Raw genomic sequence first — 22287 nt, forward strand, 5'->3', positions numbered from 1 at the left:
GGATGTGCCGTTTTTCCGCCCCCGCAGCCTCCGTTCTGCACCGGACACGCCGAATTGACCTGCCGCCTTTTTTTACGTGCAATTCGACCCGCTACATCGCTTTTTGAACGTGTTTTAGCATAAAAAACGTCTGTTTTGGCCAAAAAGCCCGAACAGTTCGTTTGGTCCCATTGCGCCGCCCCGAACACCCCGTCATTGTGAAACCTTGAAACAGGCAGTGGTCAAACACAGTTTACAAGTCTGAAACAAGGAGACGACCAAGGTTGCCGAAACAGGGACCAGTTGTCTTGCTAGATAAGGAAAAGAGCATGCAAGAGCCCCTTAACGCATCGTATCCGGTCCTGCCGCTGCGCGACATTGTGGTATTTCCGCATATGATCGTGCCGCTCTTTGTTGGCCGCGACAAATCCGTGCGCGCCCTCGAAGAGGTCATGGCAGATGACAAGCAGATCCTGCTGTCCAGCCAGATTGACCCGTCAGAGGACGATCCCGAAGCATCGGGTATCTACAAGGCGGGTGTGCTGGCCAATGTACTGCAACTGTTGAAACTGCCCGATGGCACCGTCAAGGTGCTGGTCGAAGGGCAGGCGCGGGTGCGCATCACCGAATACCTTGAAAACGATAGCTTCTTTGAAGCACGCGCCGAGTATCTGACCGAGATGCCAGGCGATGTCAGCACCACAGAGGCGCTGCTGCGTACTGTTGCAGATGAATTCGAGCGCTATGCCAAAGTGCGCAAGAATGTCCCCGAAGAGGCGCTGACCGCTGTCGGCGACACTGTCGAGCCTGCCAAACTGGCCGATCTGGTGGCAGGACATTTGGGCATCGAAGTGAACCAGAAGCAGGAGCTTTTGGAAACGCTGAGCATTTCCGAGCGGCTTGAGAAAGTTTACGGCCTGATGCAGGGCGAGATGTCCGTGTTGCAGGTCGAGAAAAAGATCAAAACCCGCGTCAAATCCCAGATGGAGCGGACCCAGCGCGAATATTATCTGAACGAACAGATGAAGGCGATCCAGCAAGAGTTGGGCGATGGCGAGGACGGCAAAAACGAAGTTGCCGAACTGGAAGCCAAGATCGTTGCAACCAAGCTGAGCAAGGAAGCCCGCGAAAAGGCCGACAGCGAGATCAAAAAGCTCAAGAACATGAGCCCGATGAGCGCCGAGGCAACGGTTGTGCGCAACTATCTTGACTGGATGCTGTCCATCCCGTGGGGTGTGAAGTCGCGCGTCAAAAAAGATCTGGGCCGCGCCCAGAAGGTGCTGGATGACGACCACTATGGCTTGGACAAGGTCAAGGAACGGATCGTCGAATATCTGGCCGTGCAGCAGCGCAGCAAAAAGATGAAAGGCCCGATCATGTGCCTTGTCGGCCCTCCGGGTGTCGGCAAGACCAGCTTGGGCAAATCGGTGGCCAAAGCCACGGGCCGTGAATTTATCCGCATCAGCCTTGGCGGTGTGCGCGATGAAAGCGAAATCCGTGGTCACCGCCGGACCTATATCGGGTCGATGCCGGGCAAGATCATTCAGGCGCTGAAAAAGGCGAAAACCACCAATCCGCTGATCTTGCTCGATGAAATCGACAAGATGGGTCAGGATTTCCGCGGTGACCCCGCATCGGCCATGCTGGAAGTGCTGGATCCGGAACAAAACGGCACATTTGTCGATCACTATCTCGAGGTCGAATATGACCTGAGCAACGTGATGTTCCTGACCACGTCGAACAGCTATAACATGCCGGGCCCGCTGCTGGACCGCATGGAGATCATTCCGCTGGCAGGGTACACCGAGGATGAAAAGCGCGAGATCGCCAAACATCACCTGTTGGCCAAGCAGATCAAGAACCACGGTCTGAAAAAGTCCGAGTTCGAGCTGACCGACGAAGGGCTGACCGACATCATCCGCTTTTACACCCGTGAGGCGGGCGTGCGGAATCTGGAACGCGAGATTGCCAAAGTGGCGCGCAAGGCGCTGACCAAGATCGTCAAGAAAGAGGTCGAGAGCATTTCGGTGACATCGGACAATCTTGACGAGTTCTTGGGCGTGCGCAAACACCGCTATGGTCTGGCCGAGCTTGAGGACCAGATCGGTGTTGTCACCGGGCTGGCCTATACTTCGGTTGGCGGCGAGCTGTTGCAGATCGAAGCACTGCGCCTGCCGGGCAAGGGCCGGATGAAGACAACCGGCAAGCTGGGCGATGTGATGAAGGAAAGCATCGACGCGGCCTCCAGCTATGTGCGGTCGATCAGCCCGAAAATCGGGGTGAAGCCGACCCAGTTCGACAAGATCGATATCCACGTCCACGTTCCGGACGGGGCGACACCCAAAGATGGCCCCTCAGCGGGTCTGGCGATGGTCACGTCGATCGTGTCGGTGCTGACGCAAATCCCGGTGCGCAAGGACATTGCGATGACGGGCGAGGTCAGCCTGCGCGGCAACGCCATGCCCATCGGTGGGTTGAAGGAAAAACTGCTGGCTGCCCTGCGTGGCGGTATCAAGACGGTGCTGATCCCGCAGGAAAACGAAAAGGACATGGCAGAAATCCCTGACAATGTGAAGGAAGGGATGACAATCATTCCCGTCAGCCACGTGTCAGAGGTTCTGAAACATGCGCTGGTACGTGAGCCCGAGGCAATTGAATGGGACGAAGTCGCGGAAGAGACCGCAGCCGCCGCAGCCGCCTCCAAAGCGGCAGCGACAGGTGCCACCGCGCACTGATTCGGTCCCTGTTCGAAATCAGGACGCCCCGCAGGAGACTGCGGGGCGTTTTTTTGAATCATGACCGTGTGGAGTCGAAAGTGCCACTTTAGACCCAAAAAACCGATGTTTCGTTGGGCGGGGTGATCGAAAAGGTCGAGAATCCGGCCTGTTGTGGCGTACCCGTGAAAGTTCGGTATCAATTGCGAAAAAAGAAGCGTAGGCTCGTTTCAACATTCACACGTGACCAAAGGCAAAAACATGGCAACGTCCAAAACCACACCGATCCCCGTTAAAAGCGCCGCAGACACCGCTGCCGCGGCAACCAAGGCCGCAACGGCCACCACAGCAGCGCACGCCACCAAGGCAGCCGCTGCAACACCCGGCGCTTCTGGCGGCGCTGAAATGATCGCGCCGGGTCCGATGATGCGCAAAAAAGAATTGATCGACGCGGTCGTGGCCGCCTCGGGTGCCAAGAAGAAAGACGCCAAACCCGTCGTCGAAGCGATGCTGAAAGTCATGGGCAACGCCCTGCGCGACGGTCGCGAATTGAACCTGCATCCCTTCGGCAGCGTCAAAGTGCGCCGCGAGAAAGACATGGTCAAAGCCCGCGTGCTGACCACCAAAATCCGCCAGCGCAAACCCGAAGCAATCGCCGCTGCGAACGCCGAAGCAGCCGCTGCTGCCGAAGCCGCAGAGAGTGTGTCGGAATAAGTTCCGCGCAAACTAACCAGATATTTCATGCGGCCTCTTGCAAGGGGGGCCGCATTTTTGTATCTGCCCCCGCAGGGGTGATTAGCTCAGTGGTAGAGCGCTTCGTTCACATCGAAGATGTCAGGGGTTCAAATCCCTTATCACCCACCATTCCTCTTCATTAGTACGCGCTGACAGGTCGTGCCGGATGGATGGCCTGACCGACGCCTGTCCGCTATTGCGGATCGTCTGGGTCAGGGCGCGCAGCGGCAGGAACCGCAGCGCGCTTTGGGTTGTCGTTTATACAGGAACGACCAGTTTCTGGTCGTCTTCCGGCGCGTCCAGCAACAGGTGGTTGTCTTCGAGAACCAGAATGTTCTCGGCTCCGACCACGTCGCTTTTGGTTTTGTAGCCGATCACACTTTCAACCGGCATATCAAGGTTGCGCGCCAACAGCATGATTTCTTCCGACGAGAAATTGGTCAGCCCGCGCGCCATTTCCACGCCGTCTTCGTTATAGACGTGCAGCACGTCACCTTTGGTGAATTCGCCCTGAATCGAGATCACATCGCCACGGCTGATGCCGCAATCGCCTGCGATGACCGCGTCGGCGACAGCGTTCGATACCACCAGCGTGCCCGAGACCTGCAAGCGGTTGCTCAGCCAGATTTTCAATGGCGACGCGGTTTCACCCGTGACCAGACAGCGGGTATAGCGGCGTTCGTTTGCCAGCAACGAGGATAGGGGGCGTTCGATGATGCCCTCGCCAATGATGGTTTCGCAGCCGGCATTCTGGGCCATGTTCGCAGCCAGCATCTTGGTCAGCATACCGCCGCTGCCCAGATCGCTGATGCCGGTGGTGGATTCAAGGTGGTCGGTCACGTCTTCGACTTCGGCGATGAACTTGGCCTCGGGGTCTGACGGGTCGCGGTCATACAGACCCTCGACACTGGTCAGGATGATCAGCAGATCGGCCTGGATCATTTGCGCAACTTTGGCCGACAAACGGTCGTTGTCGCCCACACGCAGATCGCGGGTGGCGACCGAGTCATTCTCGTTGATGATCGGCAGGATGTCGTTTTCGAACAATTTCATCATGGTGTTCTTGATGTTCAGAAAACGGCGGCGATCTTCCATATCTTCGACGGTCACCAGCATCTGGGCGACGTCCAGTTCATATTCGGATGCGACCTGACGATAGGCGTTCATCAACAGCGGCTGGCCACATGCGGCGGCTGCCTGCTTGTCCAGAATGCCCGCATCTTCGGGGCGTTTTCCCACCATATTCAAACCCAAAGCGACCGACCCGGAAGATGTCAGAATGATGTCGTGCCCGTCTTTTTGCAGCTTCGCCAGATCGCTCATCAATCCGTTCATGAAAGCATAGCGCAGGGTCAGGTTGTCTTCGTTTGCCAGCAGGCTGGACCCGATTTTGACGACGATCTTTTTCTTCTTGGTCATATACTACTCCGATATCTTATTGGTTTTGCACAGATTTGCCACGCCAGTTTGCCAATTGCGGCGCTGACCTGTAGCACTGGGCCTTCCAATGATTCGCCGATGTATAACACGTACCCTGCACGTGAATGCAAACGGGCTGCCGTCAGGTGCTGCGATGCGGCAATCAGATGCTGCTCTGCGGCGACGAAAAATAAAATCCGGACGATCTGGTATCTGAATGACACAGCACCATGTGTTCGGGTGCAGGACGTTTAGGACCAACCGGAGATAAAAATGAACATACTTTTGATCGGATGTGGCAAGATGGGCGGCGCGATGTTGCGCCAGTGGGCCAAAGACGCCGAGAACAGCTTTACGGTCGCTGATCCGGTAAAGCACGACCTGCCTGCGGGCGTGCGTCATGTGTCAAAACCGACATCTTTGTCGGAGGCGGAATTCGACGTGATCCTGATTGCCATCAAACCACAGATGATCGCGGACGTGCTGCCCGACTATGTCTTTGCGCTGAAACCCGACGGCTGTTTTGTGTCCATCGCCGCAGGCTGTAGCGTTGCCACGATTTCGGGCATTGTGGGCGACCGCGCGATTGTGCGCGTGATGCCGAACATGGCGGCGATGGTGGGACTGGGTGTTTCTGGTCTTTATGCCAATGACGCCTGCACCGAACAGCAGCAGAGCGACGTGACCGCATGGATCGGGCAGACGGGCACCTGTGTGCCGGTCGATAGCGAAGACCGGATCGACCGGCTGACTGCGATTAGTGGCAGCGGTCCGGGCTATGTGTTCGAGATTCTGCGCAGCTATGTGGCGGCCGCGATGGACATCGGCTTTGACGAGGCGACGGCGCGGGCGCTGGTGTTCGACACCATCACCGGCACTGTCGAGACTGCGCGCCAGTCCGACGAGACACTGGAAGATTTGCGCAAATCCGTGACCAGCAAGAACGGCACCACGCAGGCCGGTCTGGAACAACTGATGCGCGACGGGCAGTTGGACGCGCTGCTGCACGACACTGTGCACGCCGCCTATGCCCGCGCCGCCGAGTTGAAGTAGGCAATGTTAAGGAGTGACGGATATGAACACCACGACCCTTGAACGAACGGAAGACGGAATCGACGAGGTCGTTGCCGGACTGGGCCATCGGGCCAAAGCGGCTTCGCTGGGCTTGGCATTGGCGTCGGGCAAACAGCGCAATCTGGCTTTGACCAAGGCCGCCGAGGCGCTGCGTGCGCATACGGATGATCTGCTGCGTGCCAATGCGCAGGATCTGGACGCGATCAAGGACAGCGGCAAGGACGCCGCTTTTGTCGACCGTCTGACGTTGAACGCAGAGCGCGTGGCAGGCATGGCCGATGCGCTGGACGCGATTGCGGCACAGGATGACCCGTTGGGGCGCACTCTGGCGTCCTTTGACCGGCCCAACGGGCTAAGGATCGAACGTATCAGCGTGCCGATTGGCGTGATTGCGATGATTTATGAATCGCGCCCCAATGTCGGGTCGGATGCCGGTGCGCTGTGCATCAAGTCGGGCAATGCGGTGATCCTGCGCGGTGGTTCGGAAAGCTTGCAATCCTCGCGGGTGATTGTCGCCTGTATGGCGCAGGGCCTGCGCGCTGCCGGTCTGCCCGAGGATGCGGTGCAACTGGTGGATACGCGCGACCGTGAGGCGGTCAAGCTGCTGTTGCACAGCACGGAAACGGTTGATCTGGTGATTCCGCGCGGCGGGCGTGGTCTGGTGTCGCTGGTCCAGAATGAGGCGCGGGTGCCGACGCTGCTGCACCTGGACGGCAACAACCACACATATATTCACGCCAGCGCCGACATCGAAAAGGCGGTTGGCATTGTCCAGAACGCCAAGATGCGCCGCACCGGCATTTGCGGAGCCACCGAAAGCGTGGTGGTTGACGCGGCCATTGCCGAAAAGGCGCTGCCGCTGCTGGCAGAGGCGCTGAGCGATTGCGAGCTGCGCGGCGACGCGGCGGCGTGCAAGATCGTGCCGGATATGATCGCCGCCAATGACGAAGACTGGGACACCGAATATCTAAGCAATATCATGTCCGTGCGCATCGTGGATGGTCTGGACGCGGGCATCGCCTTTGTGCAGGCACATTCGTCCGGTCACACCGACGCGATTGTTGCCGAGGATATGACCGCCGCCCGCCAGTTCATGACCGCGGTGGATTCTGCTGTCGTGATGCACAACGCCTCGACCCAGTTTTCGGACGGTGGAGAGTTTGGCATGGGCGCCGAGATCGGAATTGCCACCGGCAAGATGCACGCACGCGGCCCCGTCGGCGCCGAGCAACTGACCAGCTTCAAGTATTTCGTGCATGGCGACGGCCAGAAACGACCCTGATCGCGCAGCCTGGCCTGACGTATCTGTCAGGCCAGCCACTGCAATCGCCATCACACGCCCTTGCGCGCAGCGGGCCCGCGCCTTAGCAAAACGGCCATGAGCCACTATCCCGATCTTTTGATCCTGCGTCACGGCGAAACCGAATGGAACCGTTCCGGTCGGATGCAGGGTGAGCAGGACAGCCCGCTGACCGACACGGGGCGCGCGCAGGCACGGCGTCAGGGCGCGTTGCTGGCAGAATTCGGGTGCGACGGATACCGCTGGTTTTCCTCGCCGCAGGGGCGGGCGTGGCACACGGCAAAGCTGGCCAGTCCAAGCGGCGCAGCGATCACCCCCGACGCCAGACTGGCCGAGATTGCCACCGGCGCGTGGACCGGCCTCGAATTTGCCGATATCCGCGCGCAGGCCCCGCATTTGTTTGTACGGGACGACAGCCTAAGCTGGTATGATCACGCACCGGGCGGCGAGGGGCTGGCATCGGTCGCCATCCGCACCCGCGCGTTTCTGGACGCGCTGACTGGCCCTGCGGTGGTTGTCACCCACGGCATCACCAGCCGGATTTTGAGGTGTCATTTGCTGGACCAGCCTTGGGAAATGTTCGAAACGCTGGAGGGCGGGCAGGGGGTGATTTACCATCTGAGCAAAAGACATCAACAAAGACTGTCTTAGGGGCTTGAACGCCGCGCGCGATTTGCGCTACAGAGCGGAACGGCGGGTCGTTAGCTCAGTTGGTAGAGCGCTTCGTTTACACCGAAGATGTCGGGAGTTCGAGCCTCTCACGACCCACCAGTTTTCATAATAATTACAATCGCTTAACGTCGAGTCGCTGGTTCCGTTTTGTTCTTGTTTCCCAATTCAGAGAATCTGTTTCCCAAAATCAGGTAAAAGCATGATCGTTTCGGCGTTCGTGTGCTCCTGAACTGCACGGCGCGCATAGTGCTCTGCCATGCGGTCCGAAAGGTGCCCAAGCATTGATTTCACGCGCTCGATGCCGCCAAAGATAACTTCGCTTTTCGCCACGGCATTGCCGATCAGTGTGGCGTTGGTCGTGCGGAAGCCGTGAAAGGTCAGGCGCGGTTCAACCTTGTGCAATTCGAGGCGCTCGAGCTCTTTTGCCCAAGATGCCCCAAAGCCCGACGCCCACGGCTTTCCGCGCGACGTGGTCAGGATCGGCGCGTTCGGATCGATTCGGCCGGCGGCGCGCATTTCCTCTTGGTGTAGATCGATCATCGCCATCACCATCGGGTGCAAAGGGATGGGCGTCGGGTTGCCGGTCTTTCCTTGTTTCACATACCAGACGCCATCGGTGATTTGCGACGGGCGAAGCTGGCGCAGGCAATCGTTGCGGCGCTGGCCGGTGTAGATCGCCGCGACGGCGGCCTTAACGATGTGCGGTCTGCCTTCGGTGAACAACTTCTCGATCGCCCATGCTGGCCAAGGCTCGTAGCCGCTGCTGGTTTGCACCCGCTCGATGCGCTCGCAGGGATTGATGTCGCAGAATCCTCTGCGCCGCGCCCAAGCGAACACAGCGGACATATCATCCATTCGCCGGTTCGCTGTCGCCGGGCGGCTGGACAGCTTGTCATAGAGGGCTTGCATGTGCAGTGGGCGGATATCGCGTGGCATAAAGCCAATGAACGTGCTTTGAAGCAGATTACATGCTAGATCGCGCAGGGTGCGGCTGTCTTTGCTGAGGTTCAGGTACTTGGGATGCAGCTTGTGCTGTCGGATCAGATCCTGAAACCCAAGGCCATCGGTCGGGTTTAGATTAAGCGGGGCGATGCCGAAGCATTCCAAGTGTGCAAGGCTGTATGCGGAACGATAACCATCATCGAAGGGGTGGGGCAGAGCTTTACGGAACTCGGATTTGTCGGCCCTGACAACGCGGAAATAATAGTAGAGTCGCCCGCGTGCTTTCTTGGGCTGGACGTATTTGTCCAGTGCGATGTCAGCTGGCATGGATGGCGCGCAGAATGGGGTCTTGCGGCTCTTGTTCCACTTCGGCTAGTCCGTCCATCATCTCTTGCACCTCCGACCATTTCCACCGCACCAATGTGCCGCGCTTCTTCGGTTGCGGCAATAGCCCGCGATTTGTGTAGCTTTCAACGGTCGAAACAGAACAGTCCAGCTGTTCCGCGATCGTCTTTATGCTGCAGTATTCGGGCGGGGCGGGCATGGCTCAAGTGTCCTTGCGAGCATGATGCAGTGACTGGCGCAGGTCATAATCTCGCGCCGCGTCATCCCATGCATCGTTTGGTCGATCCCGCCATGGAGCTTTCGAAACGGGACGCCAAATGGCGATCAACCAAAACGGCTTAATCCGTCGCTCGGCAATCCAGCGAAGGCGATGATGTCCATAATTGGGGGAACCGATGAAGTCGTACCGGACCCTGTAGGTCTCTAGCTCTCTTCCGCTGCTCATTCCTCCACCTCGATCCGCTTGACGGCCTTGAACGGCCAGTCCTCGCCTTGGCCGGATGCCCGGTCTCGCAACACGCGTGCCTGGGCCTTTGTCCCGCTCCAGGCGTAGCGGGTGCCATTGGTCACGCCCGTGCCGGACAGGTGCAGGTATTTGTTGGTGCCGGCTATCCTGAACCGCACCCTTGGCTTCTGTACGCGGTCCCCGGTTCTGATCCCGTGCAGGCCGCTGGTGAGCATGGTCATGTTTCAACCTCCGAAGAACAGCTGATGAAGTGCCGACCCCGTCGCGGCGCCGGATAAAAACACTGCGCTCACGGACCACCAGTCGATGTGTTTGCGCCTTGGCCTCTCTGCGTCGGTCCACCAGGGAACACTGCGGGCACGGCACAGCTCACAGTCCCTGGCCCCGCACCGGCATTCCAGCTCGGACATCGCGCCGCAGCCGAAACAGTCAGGGCGTCCGCAAGGGCAATTCGTGGCGTTGTGTTGGCGCATCACATATCCCCCCGGATCTCTGGCGGCAGCCACGCATCGATCCGCGCGTTGTCGGCGCGGCTCAGGCCCATGGCTTCGCGCACCGAGTGGTCATGCAGCAGGCCGTGCAGATCCTTCACCTTGTGACCCTTGCTCTGCGCCTCGAAAGCCTGCACGCGATCGTCGTCGCGCTCGAAGCCTGTCATCTCGACAAAGTGGTCGACCAGGTTCGGTTGGCTGCACCGGCTGAAGTAGATCGGCGCGTCTGGCGTCCACGTCTTGCGGATGTCGATCGACAGATCCGCAGCCAGCACTGCACCCAGTGCGGCGGTGGCATGCTGCGGGCGCTGGACTGCGCGGGCCAGATGCCGCGCCAGAACTTCGTTGCGGTGCTTCTTGCCCTTCGCACGGAACGCCGCGAAGTCAGCGGCCATATCTGCGGGCGCGGGCTTTCCGGTGGCGTTGCTGGTGTCGGTCAGCCGTTTGTCGAGGCTCAGCGCGCTGTCGGCCGCGTCATGCTTTTCGGGAATGATGGGCTGATCGGTCAGGGCCACGGCCAGCAGTGCCGACCATGGCGACAGCTCTGCCTCGATCTGGTAGGCCAGCAGGTCCAGCAGCAGCTCGGGCTTGGTGGCGTCGGCAGTCGCAACACTGCCCGAGAGCTGCGGCGGGCGCAGAATGGCTGTGGCGCTGGCGGAATATGCGCGGGCGCGGATGGTGCCGGACTGCATGGCGGATGCGCGCACGCAGTGCGTGGTCACGGACTGGGTCTGCAACCGCCATGGCCGACGGGCCAAGACTGAACGTATCGGAACCGAAATCGAGATACGGGGCAAACGACAGGTGAGCGTACCGGTGTTGATCTGCCCGATCAGCTTCAGCCCGACACAAGCCCAGATCGGTGCGGCACGGCGTGCCTATCTGGCATGGTATGGCGCGCTTCTGGAGCTGCGCAGCACGTTCCAGGCGCACCAGAACCTGAGCCGTTGGAAGGTGACCCCGGCCATGCCGGTGATGCGGCCGTGGAAAAAGGAAGGGGCCAGGAGGTCCTAGCGCTCAAGGCAACGTGCCAGCATCACTCAAGCGCCCGGATCGGTTATCCCGCTCCGGGCGCTTTGGGTTTGGGGGGTATGGGCTGCTCGCGTAGGTGGTGTGACCCTCGACATGAACGGGGTTTTTGGCAGCGGAAAACGGTGCCTTTTGCGAGTGTACCATAAAGAAGCGTTCGTGGCGCGGTCCTAATCAGAAAATATCCTCAGAAACGAGCTGTGATTCCCTTTATGAAGCGGAGCGTTAAAGGCGTGTACCGTTTCCATCTTGGTCAAAGCCTAATCCGTGCGTGCTGCATAATTCGGCATGGGCCTGTTCCAAAGCTGCGAACTCGGGATGTTCGGACCCGAGATTTTTCTGCTGCCACCAGTCATCGGCGATGTTGTAGAGCTCTTTAGTACCGTCATTGTATCGGACAAAACGGAATTTACCTTTACGGATCGAGGCTCCGTGCGTGTTGAATGTTCCGACTGCGCGATCAGGGTTTGCGGTCTCACCGTACACGACGGATCGTAGGGATCTGCCCAGAAAGTCTGGTCGAATTGGGAGGCCTGCGTACTCCAGAACAGTCGGTCCGACATCAAGCAGTGCGACGGGCTCACGGACAGTACGGGGCTGTGCGTGGTCAGGGTCGTAGATGATCAGGGGGACAAGCGCAGATTGCTCGTAAAGCGTCGATTTTCCAAAGCGCCCGTTTTCGCCCAAATGATGACCGTGATCGGTCAATATAATAACGACCGTATTGTCAGCATGGGGGGATGCCATAAGCGCATCCCAGACTGTACCGAGGTGGTAATCCCCGTGACTAAAAGCCGAAAAATAGTTACGGACGCTTTTGCGCCAGTTACGTCGATGTCCGGTTTTGAAGTTCTTCCTAACGACCTTATCGGCCGTGGGGCTGCGGTGAAATTCGTTTTTCCATGCTTCAGGGTAATGAAAGTCGGTGATGTTATACATCTGTTTGAATCGTGTCGGGGTAATGAACGGGCTGTGGGGGCTGAAAAACCCAACTTCGCGGTAGAATGGTTCCTCGCGATCATAGCTTTCGAGAAAGTCCACAAATGACTTCGAACTATGCGCATCGTAGTATCTGGAATCGTCTTCGGGGTCGATGTTGGATATCCCGCCGCCGTTCCCCCCATTGCTGGACTGCGCGATACTTTTGCGCAGTTTCAAATCAATGGGAAACCGTTTGGGTTCATCAGAGTACAGGATGTCGTGGATGTCTTTTGGCAGCGGTTTGAAGCCATGATGGACCTTGCCACCGGACGAGCAGTAATATCCATCGTCCTTGAGACGGCATTGCCACATGCTGCTGGGCTCCATCACCTCGAACGCTTTGGTCCGGTTGCCGTAGACACCGGTCTGGGGCGGCGGTTTGCCAGACATGAAGCTGGCCCGTGACGGGCCACATAGCGGAGATTGACAATAGGCGGCGTGAAAGGCCGTGGACCTTGCGCAAATTCTGTCCAAGTTGGGTGTCTGCAACTGGATGCCAAATAGATCTTTGTAGCGCCAAAAGGAAAACGCATCGTCTAAGCTGATAAGAACGACATTTTTTTTTCGCTTCGGCATAGGTTCTTCCACTCAGGTCTGCAAAAGGAAGCACAAAGTACACAAACAGTGTACCGCGACTGCGCCTTTCGTTTTTTTTGCAACAGTTTCAAGCAATTGATTCAGGACAGACTGTGATCCATCCCAAAGCACTATAGCCTTTTCACGAACGCCTGAAAACCGGAGGTAGCACATCGTGCTCACAATATATCAGACCCGCTACTCTTTTTTCCATCCGTCACCCGGCTGGCGGTCATCCGCGAGCAAGGAAAAGGATGCGTTGTTTGACGCGGGCAGATTGGAGCGGCGTGCGTATTTTTTCGAGAAAGTCACGCTGCAGTCTCTGGCCGATCAGACCGACGAAGACTTCATTTTAAATGTTCTGGCATCGGAAGATATGCCAAAACCGTTTGCAAACCGGCTGACCGAGGCCTGCAAAGACATATTGGGTGACCGCGCTCATATCATTTTCGGGGCGTCCGAGGCTCCTCCACGCGTGCATTTCCGGTCCTACCGCTGGGAGCATCATAGCAGTGAAAAGTGGTGCGCGCAGGTCGTTCTGGATGATGACGACGCGGTGTCGATGGATTTCAATGAGAAGCTCAAGGCTGAAGCGAAATCGGTTGAAAGCCTGCGGTCGCGCGGTGAAAAATTCGGCTGCATTTCGTTTGCCAACGGGCTGACGGCTTTGTTTCGGGATGAAACGCTGGAGCTGCATCGGCTGAACAAGCCTGCGATCAACCTTGGTCTGGCGATTGTGGCGCCGTCGAAATCGCGCTACAATCTGTTTAATATCTCGCATAACAACGTGCCCCGAGACCGACCAACGCGGGTAATATATTCGCAGACGCCGTATTATATCCGGTCGCTGCATGATGATAACGACAGTCGTGGGCGCTATCAGGAAGATGCTGTTTCGCCGGACAGTATGATGAAGTATTTTCCCTTCCTGAAACATATTGTTACTGAATGGAAGGTGCTAGAGGTGCCGAAAAATAAGTGACAGGCGCGACAGATTCCGATCTCGAATCTAGAGTTACATCTTGTCCAGAAATGATTGGAGCGCGTAGGGGAATGTTATCTTTTCATCCAATAACGGCCGTAGCAATGCCACCATGTTATTCAGCTAGGCCTTAGCTGCGCTGCACCGTCTTCCAAAAATCACCGTTTGTCGAACGGTTCAAACCACCAATTGTTGAACGATTCGCCGTTGCAGACCTTGGCGCAATTGCAGCAAAGGTCCGGCACACCAACGTTTCAGTGGACAAAAATGCTGCACCATGCACCAAAGGGCGCTTCGACGGGCCGCACCACAGCATCCGGGGTTGTTGCTGGAAGGCGGCTTCGGGTCGTTCGCGTTGATCGACACCAACGGCGTATTTTGTTGAAAAACTCTTGCTTGATCGACGAGTGAACTGCTGATTCAATTCCTGTATTAAGCGGGGGATTGTCGAATGTTGGGACCGAGACAGGAAGCGCAGGCGGCGTTGTTTTATGAGTTCTCGTTGGAAGATCACGTACCCCAAGATCACCTGCTGCGGTCGATTGATCGCTTCGTCGAACTGAGCAGCATCCGCTCGCATCTGGCGGATTTCTACAGTCACACCGGACGTCCATCGGTCGATCCCGAGCTTTTGATCCGCATGCTTTTGGTGGGCTATTGCTTTGGCATCCGATCCGAACGACGGCTCTGCGAAGAGGTGCATTTGAACCTTGCCTATCGCTGGTTCTGTCGGCTCGATCTGAACGACCGTATTCCTGACCATTCGACCTTCTCAAAGAACCGTCATGGCCGTTTTCGAGAGAGTGAGTTGCTACGCCATCTGTTCGAGACGACCGTAGCCTGCTGTATCGAAGAAGGCCTCGCCAGCGGGCAGCGCATGGCAGTGGACGCCAGCCTGATCGAAGCAGACGCCAACAAGCAGAACTCGACACCGAAGGAAGATTGGGACGCGGCAAGTATCGATCCAGCGGATGCGCCTCGTGCCGTTCGCGAGTATCTCGACACACTCGATGAGGCGGCATTCGGTGCGGCCAGCGAGGTACAGCCGAAGTTCACCTCACATTCCGACCCCGCCAGCCAATGGACAGCAGCCCGCAAAGGCCCTGCATTCTTTAGCTATTCCGACAATTATCTCATCGACACGGATCACGGTGTCATCTTGGATGTGGAACCCACACGTTCCATCCGGCAAGCTGAGGTTGGATCGACGCAAACGATGCTAACACGGGTGAAAGACAAGTTCGGCCTGGTCCCTGACTGGATGATCGCCGATACCGCCTATGGTTCAGGCCCGATGCTCGGCTGGCTCGTAGGTCGCGACATCGCCCCCTACATCCCGGTAATCGATAAGGCCGCACGCCCCGACGACACTTGGACACGCACGGAATTCGAATGGGATGCTGAGAATGATCAATACATCTGCCCCGAGGGTCACGCGCTCAAGCAGTTCCGCCGGAATTACTCTGATCCGAACCGGGGACCGACGGGCAAGGGCACCGCACGCTATCGCGCCTTGAAAGAAGTCTGCCAGATCTGCCCGTCCAAGCAAAAATGCTGCCCCAACGCTGATGCGCGCAAGATCACCCGCGAGGAGCACGAAGATGCGCGTCAGGTCGCCAGGGATCTGGCCAAGACCGAAGAGTACCAGATCGCAATGAAGCTCAGGAAGAAGGTCGAAATGCTCTTCGCGCACCTTAAGCGTATTCTCGGACTGAGGCGCCTGCGATTACGTGGCCCATGCGGCGCAAATGACGAATTCCTCCTCGCCGCCACCGCCCAAAATCTCCGCAAACTAGCCAAGATCTTTCCTGCACCGCAGCAAACGCGCAAAGCCTGACCAGAAAGGCGCTCGCGCCCTGTTCAGTACGCTTCTTTCTGCAGTTGCAACACGTTGTTTTTCCACAGAATCGGCGGATTGCCGACATTCGCTGCATTCGCGAAATTTTACGCTCAATACAGACAAAGCGGATGGTGTGGATAGCTCCTGCTCCAACCGGCGTCGCAATGCGCCATACTGCAGTTGTTATTGACTGCTTATGAGAGGAGCTACCCAATGCAGGTTACAACTGTCGGCCTCGATTTGGCCAAGAATATCTTTCAGGTCCACGGCGTGAGTGAGAATGGCGAAGTCGCTTTCAACCAAGCTTTGCGACGCGCGCAATTGCTCGCATTCTTTGAAAAACTGCCGCCTTGTCTGGTTGGCATGGAGGCTTGTGGTTCCAGCCATTATTGGGCGCGAGAGCTGAGCAAGTTAGGGCACGATGTGCGTCTGATCCCAGCGATGTATGTGAAGCCCTATGTGAAGCGGGGGAAATCCGATGCGGTCGACGCTGCTGCCATCTGCGAGGCGGTGACGCGTCCGACGATGCGGTTTGTCGCGATCAAATCGGAAGAACAGCAAGGCGTCCTGTTTCTTCACCGTGCCCGCGATCTGATCGTTCGGCAAAGAACCCAGCTGAGCAATATGCTGCGCGGCCTATTGGCTGAGTTCGGCATCGTGATTGCGCAGGGGATCGGCAGCGCAGTCAAGTTCGCGAAGGGTGTGCTTGATGGCGACAAGCCAGGCATTCCAGAAGTTGCTATTGATGTGCTCGGCAACCTCAGCAATCAGCTTGTTGCCCTGCACCCTCGCGTCCGTTGGTACGAAATGCGAATGCGCCTCCAGGCGAGGCAGGACCCCCATGTGATGTTGCTACGCACAATCCCCGGCGTCGGGCCAGTGACGGCGTCGGCGATCGTCGCAACAGCCGGAGACGCCAGCCAGTTCAGGAACGGTCGCGAATTTGCCGCCTGGCTGGGCCTGACACCGCTCAACCGGTCAAGTGGCGGCAAGGAAAGGCTTGGACGCATCTCAAAGATGGGGGACCAATATATCAGGCGTTTGCTCGTCACGGGAATGACCTCGCGACTGAGGCAGATGAAGACACACCCGGAACGCGTGGACCCGTGGGCGCGAGCTCTGCTTGAACGCAAACCAGTCCGCCTTGCCACCGTGGCAATGGCGAACAAGACAGCGCGGATCATTTGGGCTGTCTTGACCAAGAACGAATACTACAGAGCGCACACTGCCTAAACAGAGGTGAACAGAACACATGAGACAGCAAGACCATTGAAATGATGGAGCACAGTCAGCCCGTCAGCCAAGACACCCCGTCGAATGTCAGGGACACCCTATTGTCCGAAAAGCGGTTTGGGACTTGGTTTGCGGAAACCATCAGGGCCAGCGGCCGCGTGCGCCGCGCAAACAGGCCGGACACACGTCTGCTTCTGACCAGTGCAAATCAGCTTCAAATATGTCTTGCTTTGCAGCAGCTATCCACACAGGTCATTCACGGCTCAGGTTCAACGCCCCCCTTGCTGCACCCAGGCACCAAGGTCAGCGATGCGCAGAAAGCGGAATTTGCAAAGTTTGGCCCGTTTCCCGACAGCGGACCTTCGTGTAGACTGCGGCGAACGACGGTAGAGTGCCCTTAGTTACCACGCGACATATCTGACCATTTGCGGTTCGCGCGCGTCAAGGCTACGAACTGTTATCCAATCACCTGAGATCGGAGATCGTGGTGCCAGAGTTCCTGATAAAATCTGCAAATTCGGCTTCATCGTAACCGCGCCATTGGCACCGCCTGCCTGAGGCTGGGGCGATGATCTAAGAGACGTTCTCTGTTTGCGGCTTTGTCAAGCGGGTGATCGCGGCGTCCGTCCGGGGTCATGGTTCTTCTATGGTTGCCGCCCGTAGTGCAAGAACTCTTTCCCTTTATTGGCGAGTGATCGAGTGCGGTCTTCTATAAGGCCTTGGTGTGCGGCGCTAAAGAAGCCGCTGGCCGGTATGGTGATCAGCGGGTCGGGTCCAAATCTCTCCGCAGAGCTGAAGCGCTCACAGAACCACTCTGGTTTTCCCGATCCAGATCTGTTCGATCATTTTGCCCATTCGAGGGATCGACTTCTTGGACTATTCCTTTCCGCCCTTTGGGTTTCGTTATGCTGTGCTGTCAGGCGATCGCAACTTGTGCGGGGTCCCGGTAGTCTTCCTTTTTGGTGAGCATCGCCCAGATCGCGCGTGCCATCTTGTTTGCCAGGGCGATCGCGACAAGGAGCCTCGGTTTTCTGTCCAGCATCTTTGCCAACCATGAACCGGGCTGGATTCTTTTCCGGCCGAGCCAGTTCAATCGCGTCATCGCGCCGGTGATCAACAGTCTTCGGATGTCTGCCTGTCCTGCCTTGGAGATACGTCCCAGCCTGGCTTTGCCGCCGGAGGAATGCTGCCGAGGGACGATACCAAGCCAGGCTGCGAAGCTGCGGCCGCATTTGAAAGTCTCCATTGGCGGCGCGAAGGTTTCGATGGCCAATGCCGTGATCGGTCCGAGACCGGGCATCGTCTGGAGCCGTCTCGCCGTTTCCGCATCTTTTGCGAGTTCCCTGGCCATCTGCGTCTTCGTATTGATACGCGTTGTCTTTTCTGCGATCTGCTCGATCAAATCTAGACACTCTGTGCGGACAATATCGGACAACACGGTGGCGGGATCACGAAGCGTTGCCTCAATGCGTCCGATTTGCTCGAAGCCTGTCGGGAACGTGAGGCCATGCTCATAGAGAATGGAGCGAACAACGTTGACCAGTTCGGTCCTTTGGTAGAGCAGTCGCTCGCGTGCACGGAAGACAACTGCTCTTGCCTGCTGTTCTTCCGTCTTCGGCTCGACGAAGCGCATTTCCGGACGTTGCGCGGCAATGACAATCGCTTCCGCGTCCGCCGCGTCGTTTTTCTGCCGCTTAACAAACGGTCGAACGTACTGAGGTGCTACGAGTTTGACATCATGGCCCAGCCCGGCCAATTCCCTTGCCCAGAAGTTGGCACCGCCGCAGGCTTCCATAACGACCACCGCTGGATCATGCGATTCCATGAACCGCACAAATCCCTGTCGCGACAGTTTCTTTCGGAACTTCAGTTCACCCGTCATTGATGTGCCGTGCAGCTGAAAAACTGACTTCGACAGGTCAACGCCAATCATTGTATCCTTCATTTTGCCGTCCTCTCTTATTGATCATCAACAAAATCAATATGGCACATTGCGATGCCGTTTCGGGAGGGCGGCAACCATCCCATCTCTCCGAGGTCGTAGGTTCTACGCCTCATTATGGCGTTCGGTGGCGGATCGTCTCCAATGTCGTTAGCGGGGTGAGGAGGGTTACTCCGCCCCAACGTATCTTACGAGATCAATCTGCCTCCGTCCCGTCGGGACTTCGCTTCCCGCCCATGCGTGCTGCGGGAATTCAGGTCAGGCTGCGGCCTCCTTTGTCCATTTGAAGTCGGTCTCCGACTTCCACAACGTCAACATCAACACAGCGATCTTGCGCGCGGTGGCAACTGCGGCCTTTCGAAACCCTCGCCGTGCCGCCAGTCGAACCGCCCATGATTTCAACGTCGAGAAGCGCTTGACCTGCCGAATAACACTGGTCGCCGCCTCGAACAGCAGGCTCCGCATTGCAGTATCACCGCACTTCGAGACCCGGCCTGACCAATCCATTTCGCCAGACTGGTGCCGTCTTGGTGTAAGACCCAAGAAGGCCCCCACATCCGAAGTCCTTCCGAACCTGCAAGGGTCATCGACAAACGCTACAAAACTGAGAGAGACGATCGGGCCAACGCCCGGGATCGTCATCAGCCGACGTGCGACCGGATGGCTCTTGGACATCGCCTTCAACGCACGATCAAGATCAGCTGTGGCTTTGCACAGCGTGCTGTGAGCAGCGATAAACCCGTCTGCGATGGTGCGGAGAACTGGATCGGTTTCTCCGGCGGCAGCAAGCTGATCGCGAAAGTCTTGCCGTTGCTGCCCTTGGCTGACGGCCCTCATGCGGATACCAAAGGTTTTCAACACCCCACGTACGTGGCCTTCCAGATCCTTGCGCAGCCGGATCAGCCGTTCGCGAGCGCCTACAAGGGCACGCAGCCGGTCCGAATCTTGGCTGCGCACATGGACCGGCGTGAACCAGCCCGTTCGTGCGAGCTGTGCCAGACCTTCGGCATCAGAGGCGTCCGACTTGTTTAGCCGGGCAGACAAGCTCTTGTGCGCTTTGCGTGCGTCGATGCAGATGGCGGGTAACTTCAAGTGAACCAGACCGCGTTGAAGCCAGGTCGACAACTGGCCACTTTCATGCACGATGCTCTCAGGTTTCAGTGACCTGTTCTTCAGCCAACCTGCGACACCTTCCGGATCGGCTGGCGTGGTGCCATGGGCCACCACCTTCCCATCTTGGTCAACAATACAGATCGAAATTTCTTTAAGAGACACGTCAAGTCCGGCATAATTTTTCATAGTCGTTCTCCTCACGGCTTGTTTTCCCATGAGGCCAGTATACCGGACCTCGTTCGCCACTGGAGGGCGACCGCCGCAATCACACCATGTCGTTAAAGACGTCATTAGCGACGTCTCTTATGCGGGGTCTGGGATGACCTCCCCCCGGGGGGTATCCCAAAAACTCAGCAGTCCAACATAGGACCGGCGGGGGAACCTTTCTTTTCACGAGCGCGAAATTGGAGAAAAAAGCCCAAGGGGAAAGCCCTTTGGGACAATGAAGGGACTGCCTGCATGAAGGGGCGTAAGCCGACCACCGGCACGGTTACGCCTTAAGCAGCACCATTCAATTCACCCGACGACGCCGACGGATCATTTTGACTAGCGGCCAGACGATCACAAGAACCGTCACAATCGCCAGAACAGCTGAGATAGGGCGCGTCACTAGCTCGGTCGGGTCACCGCGACTAATAAGCAGGGCACGACGCACGCTTTGCTCGGCCATCGGTCCCAAGATCATCCCCAGAATAACAGGGGCCAGCGGAAAATTCACCTTTTCAAGAAGATACCCCGCAAAGCCAGTGGCAAGCATCACCCATAAATCGACAGGCCGCCCATTGATGACATAAACCCCGACGCACATGAGGATCAGGATTGTTGGCACCAAAAGAACACCCGGCAGGCGCTGGAACTGCGCAAAAACGCGGGTCGCCAGAGCACCACCAAGGGCGAAGATCAGGACTGAGGTGATCAGCATTTCCATCATAAAGCCACCAACAAGGGTCGGGTTCTGATGGAACAGTTGCGGGCCCGGTTGCAGGCCGTGGATGGTCAGTGCGCTCAGTACCAACGCCGCAACAACGTTGCCGGGGATACCCAAAGCCAACGCAGGGATCATCGACGCTGCATTGTCGGCATTGTTGCCGCATTCGGCGGCGGCAACGCCTTGGGGGTTGCCCTTGCCAAAGCTCGAGGGGTCGTCCGAGGCGTTTTTGGCCGCGTTATAGCTGAGGAAAGCCGCGATATTTCCGCCCGCACCGGGCAGGATGCCAACGCCGATGCCGATGCCCGACGCGCGCAGCCAGGTCGGGATCAATCCACGAATCTCGCCCTTCTCGAACGGCGCGCCCGCCAATTTCAATTGCGCCGCCGAGAGCCCCTTGAGATCACATTTTTCGGCCAGTTGCAGCACGGGCGGCAATGCGTAGAGACCAACCAGAACGACGATCAGATCAAGACCGCCCAAAAGCCATGTCTGCCCGAAGGTGAACCGCGCCTGACCCGACAGATTGTCTATACCCATCGTACCGATTAACAACCCCAGCACCGCGGCCATAATACCTTTGACTGGATCAGAGCCTACCATAACGGCCACCGACGCCATGCCAAAAATAGCTATCCAGAAATATTCGGCCGGTCCGAAGAACAGCGTTGTCCGCGCTAGCATCGGGCCCATGGTCATCAGGGCGATGGCGCTTGCGATGCCGCCGATGGCAGAGGACCAGCATGCGATCTTCAACGCTTTTGACGCCTCGCCACGATCCGCCATGGGGAAGCCATCGAAGGTCGTGGCGATAGATGCGGGCGTTCCGGGAATGCGCAGTAGAATTGCTGGGATGGCGCCACCGTACATAGACCCGTTATAGATCCCCGCGACCATGGCCAAGGCAACAAGGGGATCCATTGAATAAGTCAACGGCAGCAGCAGCGCGATGGCCATGACTGGATTCAAGCCGGGTAACGCGCCAATGAACACACCCAACAGCGTGGCGCCGATCATTGCCGTGAGCGGGCCGACTGTCAGGACGTGGGAAAGTGCGTTGGTGTAGAACTCCATGTCAGCGTCCCACTGCGATAAGCGAAAGGATCACTTCGCGTGGCAAAGGTTTCTCAAGCAGAACCGAAAAGACGAGGAACACGACAGGCATGAAGACAAGCGCTACGACAAGCGCATAAGCAAGCCGGCGAAACCCTAGTGCCAGTGGCATGGTCAACACCAGCAGGAAGGATGCGGTGTAAAAGCCCAAGGGCATGACCAGCGCCACATAGATCGTCGCAACCAGCGCGGCGGTGACCAGTTTCGCAGGTACGTCGATCAGGGTGCGCGGCTGGTTGGTCGGTTGCCGCAGTGCCTTGATCGCGACGGTCGCGCCAAGAAGCGTCAGGACAAGGCCAAGCACCATCGGATATATGCCGCTTGCCCCCTTATAGTTCGTTGCCATCCAGGCCGCGAAAATGCCGATGCTGACAAAGATCAGCCCAAGCACGATGTCCTGACGCTTTTCCATT

Annotated in this window: 20 protein-coding genes and 2 tRNA genes; 11 read left to right on the plus strand and 11 right to left on the minus strand. The window is 57.6% G+C overall.

Annotated elements, in window-relative coordinates; translation table 11 throughout:
- The first annotated feature begins 308 nt into the window (after positions 1–308).
- The 3 genes from lon (at position 309) to SULPSESMR1_RS05865 (ending at position 3557) form a co-directional block, all read left to right on the plus strand.
- Complete coding sequence (gene lon, locus SULPSESMR1_RS05855) at positions 309–2714, plus strand: endopeptidase La (protein ID WP_089419973.1); 2406 nt, start codon at positions 309–311, stop codon at positions 2712–2714.
- Positions 2715–2954: 240 nt separating this feature from the next.
- Entirely contained in the window at positions 2955–3407 is a 453-nt protein-coding gene (locus SULPSESMR1_RS05860; protein WP_089419974.1) for an HU family DNA-binding protein, read from the plus strand.
- A gap of 75 nt (positions 3408–3482) precedes the next feature.
- A tRNA-Val gene (locus SULPSESMR1_RS05865) sits at positions 3483–3557 on the plus strand.
- A 129-nt stretch (positions 3558–3686) separates the two neighbouring features.
- On the opposite strand, the gene proB is transcribed toward SULPSESMR1_RS05865, so the two are convergent.
- The gene (proB, locus tag SULPSESMR1_RS05870; protein ID WP_089419975.1) at positions 3687–4847 is read right to left on the minus strand and encodes a glutamate 5-kinase; all 1161 of its coding nucleotides are present in this window, start codon (positions 4845–4847) and stop codon (positions 3687–3689) included.
- Positions 4848–5120: 273 nt separating this feature from the next.
- Here proB and proC point away from each other — a divergent pair, with 273 nt between their 5' ends.
- The 4 genes from proC (at position 5121) to SULPSESMR1_RS05890 (ending at position 7992) form a co-directional block, all read left to right on the plus strand.
- On the plus strand, positions 5121–5900 hold the full coding sequence (proC, locus tag SULPSESMR1_RS05875) for a pyrroline-5-carboxylate reductase (protein ID WP_089419976.1): 780 nt from the start codon (positions 5121–5123) through the stop codon (positions 5898–5900).
- Positions 5901–5922: 22 nt separating this feature from the next.
- A complete protein-coding gene (locus tag SULPSESMR1_RS05880; protein ID WP_089419977.1) occupies positions 5923–7203 on the plus strand; it encodes a glutamate-5-semialdehyde dehydrogenase in 1281 nt (426 codons plus the stop codon).
- Between the two features lie 96 nt (positions 7204–7299).
- Positions 7300–7872 carry a histidine phosphatase family protein gene (locus SULPSESMR1_RS05885; RefSeq protein ID WP_089419978.1) on the plus strand — a complete coding sequence of 191 codons (573 nt, stop codon included), beginning with the start codon at positions 7300–7302 and terminating at the stop codon, positions 7870–7872.
- 44 nt (positions 7873–7916) lie between these two features.
- Positions 7917–7992 (plus strand) — tRNA-Val (locus SULPSESMR1_RS05890).
- 66 nt (positions 7993–8058) lie between these two features.
- Here SULPSESMR1_RS05890 and SULPSESMR1_RS05895 read toward each other — a convergent pair.
- From SULPSESMR1_RS05895 to SULPSESMR1_RS05910, 4 genes are all read right to left on the minus strand, one after another.
- A complete protein-coding gene (locus SULPSESMR1_RS05895) occupies positions 8059–9162 on the minus strand; it encodes a tyrosine-type recombinase/integrase (RefSeq protein WP_089419979.1) in 1104 nt (367 codons plus the stop codon).
- Entirely contained in the window at positions 9152–9379 is a 228-nt protein-coding gene (locus SULPSESMR1_RS05900; protein WP_089419980.1) for a helix-turn-helix transcriptional regulator, read from the minus strand. The genes SULPSESMR1_RS05895 and SULPSESMR1_RS05900 overlap by 11 nt, the downstream gene beginning before the upstream one ends.
- A gap of 242 nt (positions 9380–9621) precedes the next feature.
- Positions 9622–9867 (minus strand): hypothetical protein, encoded by a 246-nt coding sequence (locus SULPSESMR1_RS05905; RefSeq protein ID WP_157728969.1) that lies wholly within the window; start codon positions 9865–9867, stop codon positions 9622–9624.
- 251 nt (positions 9868–10118) lie between these two features.
- A complete protein-coding gene (locus tag SULPSESMR1_RS05910) occupies positions 10119–10895 on the minus strand; it encodes a chromosome partitioning protein ParB (RefSeq protein ID WP_217621147.1) in 777 nt (258 codons plus the stop codon).
- 46 nt (positions 10896–10941) lie between these two features.
- Here SULPSESMR1_RS05910 and SULPSESMR1_RS25340 point away from each other — a divergent pair, with 46 nt between their 5' ends.
- Positions 10942–11151 carry a hypothetical protein gene (locus SULPSESMR1_RS25340; RefSeq protein ID WP_157728971.1) on the plus strand — a complete coding sequence of 70 codons (210 nt, stop codon included), beginning with the start codon at positions 10942–10944 and terminating at the stop codon, positions 11149–11151.
- Positions 11152–11391: 240 nt separating this feature from the next.
- On the opposite strand, the gene SULPSESMR1_RS05920 is transcribed toward SULPSESMR1_RS25340, so the two are convergent.
- Complete coding sequence (locus SULPSESMR1_RS05920) at positions 11392–12735, minus strand: sulfatase family protein (protein WP_217621148.1); 1344 nt, start codon at positions 12733–12735, stop codon at positions 11392–11394.
- Positions 12736–12982: 247 nt separating this feature from the next.
- Between SULPSESMR1_RS05920 and SULPSESMR1_RS05925 the strand changes: the two genes are divergently transcribed.
- A complete protein-coding gene (locus SULPSESMR1_RS05925; protein WP_240311251.1) occupies positions 12983–13705 on the plus strand; it encodes a glycosyltransferase in 723 nt (240 codons plus the stop codon).
- A 130-nt stretch (positions 13706–13835) separates the two neighbouring features.
- On the opposite strand, the gene SULPSESMR1_RS24925 is transcribed toward SULPSESMR1_RS05925, so the two are convergent.
- Positions 13836–14129, minus strand: a complete 294-nt coding sequence (locus SULPSESMR1_RS24925; protein WP_157728973.1) for a hypothetical protein — start codon at positions 14127–14129, stop codon at positions 13836–13838.
- A gap of 27 nt (positions 14130–14156) precedes the next feature.
- On the opposite strand from SULPSESMR1_RS24925, the gene SULPSESMR1_RS05930 reads away from it, so the two are divergent.
- Both SULPSESMR1_RS05930 and SULPSESMR1_RS05935 read left to right on the plus strand, forming a co-directional pair.
- Entirely contained in the window at positions 14157–15542 is a 1386-nt protein-coding gene (locus SULPSESMR1_RS05930; RefSeq protein WP_089419986.1) for an IS1182 family transposase, read from the plus strand.
- Between the two features lie 216 nt (positions 15543–15758).
- Positions 15759–16778: an IS110 family transposase gene (locus SULPSESMR1_RS05935; protein WP_089419987.1), complete on the plus strand. Its 1020-nt coding sequence runs from the start codon at positions 15759–15761 to the stop codon at positions 16776–16778.
- A gap of 916 nt (positions 16779–17694) precedes the next feature.
- Here SULPSESMR1_RS05935 and SULPSESMR1_RS05940 read toward each other — a convergent pair.
- From SULPSESMR1_RS05940 to SULPSESMR1_RS05955, 4 genes are all read right to left on the minus strand, one after another.
- Complete coding sequence (locus SULPSESMR1_RS05940) at positions 17695–18723, minus strand: IS110 family transposase (RefSeq protein WP_089419164.1); 1029 nt, start codon at positions 18721–18723, stop codon at positions 17695–17697.
- A 255-nt stretch (positions 18724–18978) separates the two neighbouring features.
- Positions 18979–20019, minus strand: coding sequence for an IS110 family transposase (locus tag SULPSESMR1_RS05945; protein WP_089419988.1), 1041 nt, complete (start codon positions 20017–20019; stop codon positions 18979–18981).
- A 325-nt stretch (positions 20020–20344) separates the two neighbouring features.
- Positions 20345–21835 (minus strand): tripartite tricarboxylate transporter permease, encoded by a 1491-nt coding sequence (locus SULPSESMR1_RS05950; RefSeq protein WP_089419989.1) that lies wholly within the window; start codon positions 21833–21835, stop codon positions 20345–20347.
- Position 21836: 1 nt separating this feature from the next.
- On the minus strand, positions 21837–22286 hold the full coding sequence (locus tag SULPSESMR1_RS05955; protein WP_089419990.1) for a tripartite tricarboxylate transporter TctB family protein: 450 nt from the start codon (positions 22284–22286) through the stop codon (positions 21837–21839).
- Position 22287 lies beyond the last annotated feature (1 nt).

It is taken from the genome of Pseudosulfitobacter pseudonitzschiae (genome assembly GCF_002222635.1).
Classification (GTDB): Bacteria; Pseudomonadota; Alphaproteobacteria; order Rhodobacterales; family Rhodobacteraceae; genus Pseudosulfitobacter; species Pseudosulfitobacter pseudonitzschiae_A.